6 protein-coding genes are annotated in these 6,970 nt (G+C 74.4%); 3 read left to right on the plus strand and 3 right to left on the minus strand.

Annotation, left to right across the window (positions count from 1 at the left end; translation table 11 throughout):
* The first annotated feature begins 136 nt into the window (after positions 1–136).
* Entirely contained in the window at positions 137–1,489 is a 1,353-nt protein-coding gene (locus tag ACFWNV_RS38685; RefSeq protein ID WP_383956729.1) for a carboxyl transferase domain-containing protein, read from the plus strand.
* Here ACFWNV_RS38685 and ACFWNV_RS38690 read toward each other — a convergent pair.
* Positions 1,486–2,607 carry an esterase-like activity of phytase family protein gene (locus tag ACFWNV_RS38690; RefSeq protein WP_383956732.1) on the minus strand — a complete coding sequence of 374 codons (1,122 nt, stop codon included), beginning with the start codon at positions 2,605–2,607 and terminating at the stop codon, positions 1,486–1,488. The genes ACFWNV_RS38685 and ACFWNV_RS38690 overlap by 4 nt on opposite strands.
* Before the next feature lie 135 nt (positions 2,608–2,742).
* Positions 2,743–3,579, minus strand: coding sequence for a helix-turn-helix domain-containing protein (locus tag ACFWNV_RS38695; protein ID WP_383956735.1), 837 nt, complete (start codon positions 3,577–3,579; stop codon positions 2,743–2,745).
* Positions 3,580–3,627: 48 nt separating this feature from the next.
* Between ACFWNV_RS38695 and ACFWNV_RS38700 the strand changes: the two genes are divergently transcribed.
* Entirely contained in the window at positions 3,628–4,065 is a 438-nt protein-coding gene (locus tag ACFWNV_RS38700) for a cupin domain-containing protein (protein WP_383956737.1), read from the plus strand.
* Positions 4,066–4,117: 52 nt separating this feature from the next.
* Here the strand turns inward: ACFWNV_RS38700 and ACFWNV_RS38705 are convergent, their stop codons facing one another.
* Positions 4,118–5,440 (minus strand): MFS transporter, encoded by a 1,323-nt coding sequence (locus tag ACFWNV_RS38705; RefSeq protein ID WP_383956740.1) that lies wholly within the window; start codon positions 5,438–5,440, stop codon positions 4,118–4,120.
* Between the two features lie 163 nt (positions 5,441–5,603).
* On the opposite strand from ACFWNV_RS38705, the gene ACFWNV_RS38710 reads away from it, so the two are divergent.
* Positions 5,604–6,815 (plus strand): glutamate--cysteine ligase, encoded by a 1,212-nt coding sequence (locus tag ACFWNV_RS38710; protein WP_383956742.1) that lies wholly within the window; start codon positions 5,604–5,606, stop codon positions 6,813–6,815.
* Positions 6,816–6,970: the final 155 nt, after the last annotated feature.

Here is a 6,970-nt window from a genome sequence, read left to right on the forward strand (position 1 = left end):
GTCTGGGGCGGAGCCCCAGGGGGTCCGGGCACAGCCCGGGGAACGGGCGAAGGGCGGGTCGGGGACTTTGCCCCGCAGGGCCGGCCACCCGCACCGCGCGAGCCTCGCACCAGGCAGGGCCCCGTACGCTGGCGGCGTGACGATCCGCCCCTCGGCCCGCGCCGCCATCGCCTCCGCCACCGACCCCGGCAGCTTCACCGAACTCCCCGCCCCACCAGGGGACTCCGCCCCCGACGGCCCCCTCGGCTGGGCCGGCTACGACGACTCCCGCGCCCGCGCGACCGCGCGGACCGGCGAGGAGGAGTCCGTCGTCACCGGCACCGCCCGCATCGGCGGCCACGAAGCCACCGTGATCGCCTTCGAGTTCGGCTTCCTCGGCGGGTCCCTCGGCCACCGCACCGGCGACCGCCTGGAGGCGGCCTACGCGCACGCCCGCACCCACCGCCTCCCCCTGGTCTCCCTCATCGCCACCGGCGGCTCCCGCATGCAGGAGGGGATGCTCGCGCTGACCCAACTGCAGCGCGTGGCGCGCCAGTCCGCCCTCACCCGCGCCGCCGGCCTCCCGCAGGTCGCCGTCCTGCGCGACCCCACGACCGGCGGCGGCTGGGCCACCCTCGGAGCGGGGGCCGACGTGATCCTCGCGCTGCCCGGGGCGCAGGTCGGGTTCGCCGGGTCCCGGGTGCGGCCGCCGGACGCGGATCCGGCCGCCTACACCGCCGAGGGGCAGTACGCCGCCGGGCACGTGGACGCCGTCGTCCCCGCCGCGGAGCTCCCGGAGACCCTGGCGGCCTGGCTCCGGGTGTTCGCCGCGCCCCGGTCCCCCGGGGCCGTGGAACCCCCCGCCGCGCTGGCCGACGTAGCGCTGCCGCCGACGGGGTGGGACGCCGTCCGGCAGGCCCGGCACCCCGGCCGGCCGCGCGCGGGGCGGTACCTGGACGCGTACTTCAAGCTCCGGCTGCCCCTCTCGGGCGACCGGGCGGGCGGCACCGACCCCGGGATGCTGTGCGGGTTCGGGCTCCGCGAGGGCCGGGCCGTGGCGTACGCCGCCCAGTGCGGCACCGCCACCCGCCCGGCCGGGTACCGCACCGCGGCCCGCGTCGTCCGGCTCGCGGACCGGCTCGGGATCCCGGTGCTCACCCTCGTGGACACCCCCGGCGCGGCCAACGACGCCGCCGCCGAGCACGCGGGGGCGGGCGCGGCCATCGCCGACGCGTTCGCGGCGCTCGCCTCGGCGGCGGTCCCCGTCACCACCCTCCTCATCGGCGAGGGCGGTTCGGGCGGCGCCCTCGCGCTGGCGGCGCACGGCAACACCTGGGTCACCCCGGACAGCTACTTCTCGGTGATCGCCCCCGAACTGGCGGCCGCCATCCTCAAGCGCCCCCCGGAGTCGGCCCCGGCCACGGCGGACCAACTGCGCGTCCGCCCCCAGGACCTGGTCGCCCTGGGGGTCGCCCGCGGCATCGTCTCCCCCGCGAAAGCGACGGGCTAGCGGCCCCAGCTCCGGGCCGGGAGCTTGACGTCCAGCCGGTAGAGCCGGGTGATCTGCTGGGCCAGCTCGTTGTCGTCGCTGGTCAGCAGCAGCCGCACCCGCCCGTGCCCGTCACGGCCGTCGCGGCCGTCATGCGCGTCGTGCTCGCCGTAGGACGTCACCACCATGCCTTCGATGTTGTCGACCAGCGGGTGGTTCTGCGGCAGCTTGGACGGCGCGCCCAGCGTCGGGCAGCCGTCGAGGTCCCCGATCGGCGTCTTGCGGGCGGTGCGCAGGCCCGGCCCCTCGGCCAGCGCCGCCACCTTGGAGGTGTCCGTGGCGCCCAGGGGGTCGGCGACGTACAGCCGCACCGTGATCTTGAACTGCTGCGTGAAGCCGCGTTCCAGCACGATCAGCCGGCCGTCGCCCGTGGGCGCGAGCTCCACCAGCCCGTGTCCGGAGTCCACCGGGTAGGCGTACTGCCGCCCCAGGACGAACTCCCCGTTCCGGCCCCGGCGTTCCCAGGTCTGGATCCGCTGGAGCGTCCGCCCCTGCGCGTCCTTGCCGTCGCCGGCCAGCACGCCTTCGACGCCGGCGACGAGGGTGTGCCCGTCGGGCAGCAGCGTCAGGGACTCGAAGGTCTGGTTGACGGTGGCCCGGCCCGCGGGCGCGAGCTTGAAGCCGTCGGGGATCGGCAGCGAGCCCAGCACCGCACCGGTGCGGGAGTAGCGGCGGATCGCGGGGGTGGTCTCGTCCGTCACCAGGTAGGTGCCGTCGCGGTCGACGACGATCCCCTCGGAGTCGAGGGCCTTGCCCGCGCCGTCGGTCAGCGGCAGCCGGGCGGCGGCCGTCGCCTTCGGGGTGTCGCCGCGGCCCACGTTCAGCTTGTACAGGGCCGACTTGTCGGAGATCGCGGCGATCGTGCCGTCGCGGTCCACCGCGAGTCCGGAGAGCCCGCCGACCAGCTTCCCGTCGATGAGGGTCTTGTCGAGGGAGTCCGAGTACCCGGCGACCGAGAGGTACGGGGAGCAGGAACGGTCCCCCTTCGGCGCCGAGGGGGCCGCGAGGGCCTGCGGAACGAGGGCTCCGGAGAGCGCGGCGGTGGCCGCGGCGGTGGCGACGAGCGTACGAAGGCGCATGAAGGCCTTACTCCTGGATCAGAGGGGAGATGCGAAGCGGGGACGGCGAGGGGTGACTTCCGAACTGTCATATGACGAATCGAAAGGAAAAGGAAGACCCGGCAACACAATGGCAACGAAACCGCCAACTTCCCTTCACACTCCCCCAGATCGGGCGAACCTCCCCGGGCTGATCCCCACGTGCCTCCCGAAGTGCCGTGTCAGGTGCGCCTGGTCGTAGAAGCCCGCCGCCACCGCGGCTTCGGCGGGCCGCATTCCCGCCAGCAGCAGCCGGCGTGCCCGTGCGACCCGCAGCCCGGTGAGGTAGGCGTGCGGAGGGAGCCCGAACGCCTTCCGGAAGCTGCGGATCAGGTGGGTGGGATGGGTGTGTCCCAGGAGCGCGCAAGCCTCCTCCAGGGTGATCCCGTCGAGGACCCGCGCATCGAGGAGCTCGCGCAGTCGTACGGCCGTATCCGGGCCCGGAGCCCCGTACGGGACCACCGGTCGCCCCTCCAGCCACGTGCGCAGCCGCTCCCGGACGAAGGCGAGCCGCGACTGCGCCTCCAGCTGCTCGACCGCGCCGGGCGGCAACTCCCGTGCGCCCAGCGCCCGGTGCAGTGCGTGGACCCGGCGGCGGAGGGCGGCGTCGAGCAGCAGCGGCGCGTCGACGGCGGCCCCGGTCAGCGACTCCGGGAGCACGGACGCGTCGAGGTACAGCACGCGCTTGCGGAAGCCCGTCTCGGTGACGGTCCGCCCGTCGTGCACCACCCCGGGCGGCAGCAGGGCGACCGTGTCCGAGCCGGCCGCGCCGTGCCGTTCGCGGTCGAGCCCGAAGTCGACCCGGCCGCCGTCGAGGATCATCAGCGTCCACGTGTCGTGGACGTGGGCGGGGTAGGCGTGATCGGTGAACCGGGCATGGAACACCTCGGCTATCCCCGGCACCGGCGGCTGCCAGGCCGAGACCCTGCTCTGCGGACGCACCGCTGCTGCCATGTCAGGAACGTACAAGACCGCCCGGTGCGCACCCGGCAGCCTGCCGGTATGACGACACGCGAGAGCACGCACGAGAGCACGCACGAGACCGCGCACCAGGCCGCACACGGGAACGGCCGCCCGGAAGCGCACGGCGTGGTGAACATCGCGGAGAAGCTGGCCGGTTTCACCGAGCAGTGGGCCCCGCACCGGATCGCCCGGGTCAACGACTACGAGGTCAAGATCGCCAAGGTCCAGGGCGAGTTCATCTGGCACACCCACGAGGACACCGACGAGCTGTTCCTCGTCGTCAGCGGCACCCTGACGATCCGGCTGCGCGCCGGGGACGTCGTCCTGAACCCCGGGGAGATCTACGTGGTCCCGCGCGGGGTGGAGCACTGCCCGCAGGCCGACGGCGAGACGGCGATCCTGATGTTCGAGCCCGCCGGCACCGCCAACACCGGCGGGGAGGTCAGCGACCGCACCCGCGAGCCGGTGGACGCGTAAGGCACCGCCCGGCGACGGAACCCCGGGCCCGAACCCGGGGCCGCCCTCCCCCTCAGGCCTGCGGAGTTCGCGCGTCGTACCGGGCGAACCCCCGCCACCGCAGGGCCAGCAGGCCCAGGACGAGGACGCAGCCGAGCCCGCCGCCCGTGATCGCGACGGTCGGGGAGGTGAGCTCGGCGGTGGCCCCGGCGAGGAAGTCCCCGAGCCGGGGCCCGCCGGCGACGACCACGATGAAGACGCCCTGCAGGCGGCCCCGCATCCCGTCCGGGGTCGCGGCCTGGAGCATCGTGGTGCGGAACACCATCGAGATGCTGTCGGCGCATCCGGCCAGGGCCAGGAAGAGCAGCCCGAGCCAGAGGTTCCGGGTCAGCCCGAACACGGCGATGGCCAGCCCCCACCCGGCGACGGAGAGCAGGATCGCCGCCCCGTGCCGGCGGATCCGCCCCTGCCAGCCGGAGAGCAGTCCCCCGAGCAGCGCCCCGACGGCGGGGGCGGCCACGAGCAGCCCGACCGTCTTGGCGTCGCCGCCGTACCAGAGCACTGCGATGGCCGGGAACAGCGCCTTCGGCTGGGCCAGCACCATGGCGGCCAGGTCGGAGAAGAAGGTCATCCGGATGTTCGGCCGGGTCCCGAGGAAGCGCAGGCCGTCGAGCACGGAGGCCCGCCCGGTGCGGCCGCCCGCCCCCTCGGGCTTCATCGGCGGCAGCCGCCACGTCGCGTAGAGGGCGGCGCCGAAGGTGAGGGCGTCGATCAGGTACGCGGCCTGGTAGCCCCACCAGCCGACGATGACCCCGCCCAGCGCCGGGCCGGCCGTCATCCCGAAGGTCATGACCACGGAGTTCAGCGCGTTGGCGGCGGGCAGCTGCTCGGCGGGGAGCAGCCGCGGGATCATCGCCGACCGGGCGGGCCCGTTGAGGGCCCCGCAGAGGGACTGGAGCGCGACCACGGAGTACAGCAGCCAGACCCGGTGGTAGTCCATGAGCGCGGCGCCGGCCAGGGCGAAGGAGAGGGCGGCCAGGCCGAGCGCACTGAAGAGGCCGAGCTTGCGCCGGTCGACGGTGTCGGCGATGGCCCCGCCGTAGAGCCCGAAGGTGACCAGCGGGACGAGCGAACAGAGCCCGACCAGTCCGACGGAGAAGCTGGAGCCGGTGATCTCGTAGACCTGGAGCGAAATGGCCAGGGCCGTCATCGCCTGGCCCAGCCAGGAGACGATGCCGCCGAACCACAGCCGCCGGAAGTCCGGGGAGGTTTTCAGCGGGGTGAGATCGGCCCATATGCGGCGCCGGGGACGGGTGGACGGAGCTGGAGCGGTCGTACGGGTCACATCGGATGATAAGCAGCCGTCGCCGGGGGTCCGGGCGTGCGGACTGCGCATTCACGCACGCGCAACACTCACCCCACCCGGAACCGACGCCCCGCGGCGGCGCATTCCTTGCCGGTAACCCGCCACTATCACCGGACATTTGACCGAATAGACGTGCCCTCCTCGCCTGGAGTTCAGCTCATGATGAAAAGACTCGTATGTCCAGGGAGGCGCAGTGATCGAACCTGGCACCAGCACCACGAGCACCGGCAGCGCACGCACCGCTGCCACGAGAACCGGCACCACGAAGACGGGGCCGAAGTCGGCGGGACCGCGGGCCGCCGGTCCGGTCTTCCCCCTCACGCTGGGGGTCGAGGAGGAGTTCCTCCTCGTCGACGCCCGCACCCTGCGGGTGGTACCGGCCGCCCCGCTCGTCCTGTCCACCGCCGCGGGGCTCCCCCACGAACTGCACCCCGAAGGCACCCGCTACCAGGTGGAGATCTCCACCCCCGTCGCCGACTCGGCCGCGACCCTGCGCAGCGAGCTCGCCGGTCTGCGCAGAACCCTCGCGCGGGCGGCCCGCGCCCACGGCTGCCGGCTGCTGGCGGCGCCCTCGCCGGTGGTCGCCCTGGAGGGCCCCCTCCACCTGACCGACGACGAGCCGCGCCAGCGCGAGCAGGCCCGGCGCTTCGGCGCCCTCACCGACACCCTCGTGAGCTGCGGCCGGCACATCCACATCGGCACCCTCGACGTGGACACCGCGGTGGCCGTCTCCAACCGGGTCCGTCCCTGGCTGCCCACGCTGATCGCGCTGGCGGCCAATTCCCCCTTCTGGGGCGGCCGTGACACCGGCCACGCCAGCTGGCGGGCGATGGCCTGGGCGGGCTGGCCCTCGGCGGGCCTGCCGCCGCACTTCACCTCGACGGCCCACTTCCGGCGCTCCGTGCAGACCCTGCTCGGCTCCGGGGCGGCCCTCGACACCAAGATGGTCTACTGGGACCTGCGGCCCTCGGGGAACTGGCCGACGCTCGAACTCCGGGCCCCCGACATGTCCCCGGACATCGACTCGGCCATCCTGCAGGCCGAACTGTCCCGCGCCCTCGTCGCGACGGCCCTGCGCGAGATCGCCGAGCAGCGGCCCGATCCGCCCGTACGGGACGACGTACTGCGCCTCGCGCGCTGGCGGGCGGCCCACGACGGGCTGGAGGGGTTCGGGCTGGACCCGTACACGGGGGTCGAACTCCCGGCGGCGGACCTGGCGGAGGCCCTGCTCGACCTGGTGGCCCCCGAACTGGCCGCCTCCGGCGACCTCGACCACGCGTCGCACACCATGGCCGGGCTGCTGCGCGACGGCTCGGGCGCCCACCGCCAGCGCACGGCCTTCGCCCGGCGCGGCGACCTGAAGGACGTCCTGCGCCACCTGGCGGACGAAACGGAGGCCTCCTGACCCGGCCCGCGTGAGCTCGGGTCGCGCACCGCCGAGTTCCCCGCGCCGCGCCGGCCTCTTCGGGTACTACAGACCGGCGGCGGTGCGCAGGGCGTCGACGCGGTCGGTGCGCTCCCAGGTGAAGTCCGGCAGCTCGCGGCCGAAGTGGCCGTAGG

It is taken from the genome of Streptomyces sp. NPDC058401, from assembly GCF_042722885.1.
Classification (GTDB): Bacteria; Actinomycetota; Actinomycetes; order Streptomycetales; family Streptomycetaceae; genus Streptomyces.

Bases quoted from the DNA above. Each gene is read 5' to 3' on its own strand.
- ACFWNV_RS38695 (WP_383956735.1), bottom strand. From the start codon at position 3,579: ATGGCAGCAGCGGTGCGTCCGCAGAGCAGGGTCTCGGCCTGGCAGCCG.
- ACFWNV_RS38705 (WP_383956740.1), bottom strand. From the start codon at position 5,440: ATGCGCAGTCCGCACGCCCGGACCCCCGGCGACGGCTGCTTATCATCC.
- ACFWNV_RS38700 (WP_383956737.1), top strand. From the start codon at position 3,628: ATGACGACACGCGAGAGCACGCACGAGAGCACGCACGAGACCGCGCAC.
- ACFWNV_RS38690 (WP_383956732.1), bottom strand. From the start codon at position 2,607: ATGCGCCTTCGTACGCTCGTCGCCACCGCCGCGGCCACCGCCGCGCTC.